This window comes from Cognatishimia sp., assembly GCF_964229375.1.
Lineage (GTDB): Bacteria > Pseudomonadota > Alphaproteobacteria > Rhodobacterales > Rhodobacteraceae > Cognatishimia.
In genome coordinates, this window is record NZ_CAXREH010000172.1 from 1 (window position 1) to 2,805 (window position 2,805).

Genomic DNA, 2,805 nt, shown 5'->3' on the forward strand with positions numbered 1-2,805 from the left:
GATCGCGCCCCACATGGACGCCATGCCAAAGGCGGTCGCGACTACGAAGACTGCCTTGGTTGCTAAAGACAGGCCGATGTTCTGTTTGATGATCGACATGGTCCGGCGCGAATGCCCGATCAGCCATGGAACTTTGCCGATATCATCGGTCATGAGCGCGATGTCCGCCGTTTCAATCGCAGCGTCCGACCCAACTGCGCCCATTGCGATGCCGTAATGCGCACGCGCCATTGCCGGTGCGTCATTCACTCCGTCCCCGATCATTGCGACGGTGCTATATTGTGCGACCAGCTCCTCGATCGCTGTGACCTTGTCCTCGGGCAAGAGTTCTGCACGCACCTCGTCGATGCCGACCTCGGCAGCCACTGCACTTGCGGTGGCCGCGTTGTCACCCGTTAGCATGATGATCTTTTTAACGCCTTGAGCGTGCAAGCGCGCGATAATGCCCTTGGCATCTGGCCGGATCCGGTCACGCAGTTCGAGAACGCCGCTGACGCCTTTCGCGTCACCGATCGCCACAAGCGTGCTTCCAGCGCCTTCGATCTGATTGCGTAGATCAGCCGGGATATCCCCGCCAAGGCCCTTTTCCTCGGCAAACCGATCGGAGCCGAGCCATATGGACTGACCATCCATTTGACCCTCAAGGCCGCGTCCTGGAACGGTTCGGGTATCCTCGGCGGCGACAATTTTTATTCCGTCTCGCTCTGCACGGCCAAGGATCGCCCGTGCCAGAGGATGTGACGAGCGCGCTTCGAGGGCAACGGCCCGTGCCATAAGTTCGGCTTCGCTTGTGTCACCAAGCGGATAAATGGCCGCAACCTCGGGCTCACTCATGGTGATCGTACCGGTCTTGTCCATGGCCAGTGCTGTCGTGCGACCCGGGGCTTCGACATAGGCTCCGCCCTTGATCAGCACACCGTTGCGCGCCGAGGCGGCGAGGGCCGCGACAATAGAAACTGGAGTCGAGATCACCAAAGCACAAGGGCAGGCGATGACCAAAAGAACCAGTGCGTTGTAGAACCAAAAGCCCCAATCGCCGCCCGCGACAAGTGGGGGGATTACAGCAATGATAATGGCAAGCACCATCACAACTGGCGTGTAAATGCGGGCGAACTTTGTCACCCATTGTTCGACCTCCGCGCGACGCGAATGCGCATCGCCAACCATGCGAATGATCTTGGACAGAACCGTGTCAGACGCGGCCTTCGATGCCCGTACAGTCAACGTGCCCTCACCATTTATGGTGCCCGCGTAGACATCGTCGCCTGCCTCCTTTGGCACCAAGGCGCTTTCACCTGTAATGGGGGCCTGGTCGACGGCTCCCGCCCCGTCGACAACTTCTCCGTCGAGAGGAATGCGGTCACCACCGCGCACGATGAACTTGGTTCCAATAGCAACGGCCGCTGCAGGCATATCAGCCTCAGACCCATCATCGTAAATAATCCGCGCCGTAGGAGGCGCGAGGTCGAGAAGTGCCGAGACAGCATTGCGTGCGCGCCCGACGCTCCAGCTTTCAAGATACAGTGAAAGTGAGAAGAAAAACGCAACAGTCGCGGCCTCAAAGAACTCTCCAAGTGCGATTGCACCGGCAACGGCAACCACCATCAACAGGTTCATATCAGGAGAGATCCGACGCGCAGACGACCATGCTTTAGGTGCGACCAGCCACACACCTAATAGAATAGCGCCAGCGAACAAGGCGATTTCCGCAATTGGCATCGCGGCTTCACCATGGCCGGAAAAAATGCCGATGGCCCCGCCGATGCCAGTTTCAACAAGGTGGTAAATGAACCCCGCCGCCCAAAAGCCTCCGCTCAGCATCGTGAACAGCTTTTGTTTCTTCAGATGTGCAGCCTGATCAGCGCTGGCGTCCTCGACATCCCACGGTTTGGCCGTCATGCCTGTTGATGCGACCGCCTTGATAATGTTGTCCGAGGACACTGACGTGCCACCTTCAAGAACGGTCATTCTGGCGTTAATGACGTCAAAGGCCAGAAATTCCGCCCCTCCGACCTCTGGACCGACGACTTTGTTGAGTATCGAGACCTCTTCCGCGCAGTCCAAACCGCTGACGTGAAAACTTCGCCCGTCGGAGGCGCTGACTTGTGTTGGCGCGATAGCATCACCGCCGCAGCAACTTGTACCTGTTTCTGAAGAAGAAGCAGCGGCATGATCGTGATCATGATGAGCAGCAACGTGTGGCATGAATTATCCCTAGATTCGCGACTATTTTGGCAAGGATACGAGCTACAGCAACTAGAGCTTCAAGAAGAAAAACGACAGCCCGTCCGATATTCGTTTAAACTACGAAAACCTGCCTCAATTAGTCACCATCGAACATTTGATGCCAAGCAAGAAAGTACCTGACGGTGTGATGACCACGCGCAAATTCAAACAGATCCTCTCTTCCATCAAAGAAATTGGATTGATTGAGCCGCTTTCTATAATCCCAACAGATGACCAAAACGAAACCTTCCTCCTACTCGATGGGAACCTACGCGTGCTCGCACTCAAGGAATTGGGCGAAGATCAGGCCCCTTGTCTTATCGCCAAAGATTTTGAGACCTACACCTACAATCATCGCATAAATAGACTGTCTACGGTGCAGGAGCACTATATGTTGCGTCGCGCAATCGACAAAGGTGTCAGCAAAGAGCGCTTAGCACGCGCGTTTAATGTCAATCTCTCAGCCATCAACACGCGTGTGAACTTGTTGCATGGTGTGTGCCCCCAGGCCGTTGAGCTCTTACAAGACCAACAGTTCAACCCAGAGGTCACACGTTTCCTGCGCAAAATGAAAGCTGC

General features: G+C 55.9%; 2 protein-coding genes. One reads left to right on the forward strand and one right to left on the reverse strand.

All coding sequences use genetic code 11. From position 1 onward, the window contains the following. On the reverse strand, positions 1 to 2,205 hold a 2,205-nt coding region (locus ACEQWH_RS12755; protein ID WP_370231455.1), incomplete at its 3' end, for a heavy metal translocating P-type ATPase. A 169-nt stretch (positions 2,206 to 2,374) separates the two neighbouring features. On the opposite strand from ACEQWH_RS12755, the gene ACEQWH_RS12760 reads away from it, so the two are divergent. Continuing rightward, the coding region (locus tag ACEQWH_RS12760) for a ParB/RepB/Spo0J family partition protein (RefSeq protein ID WP_370231457.1) at positions 2,375 to 2,805 on the forward strand (431 nt) is incomplete at its 3' end.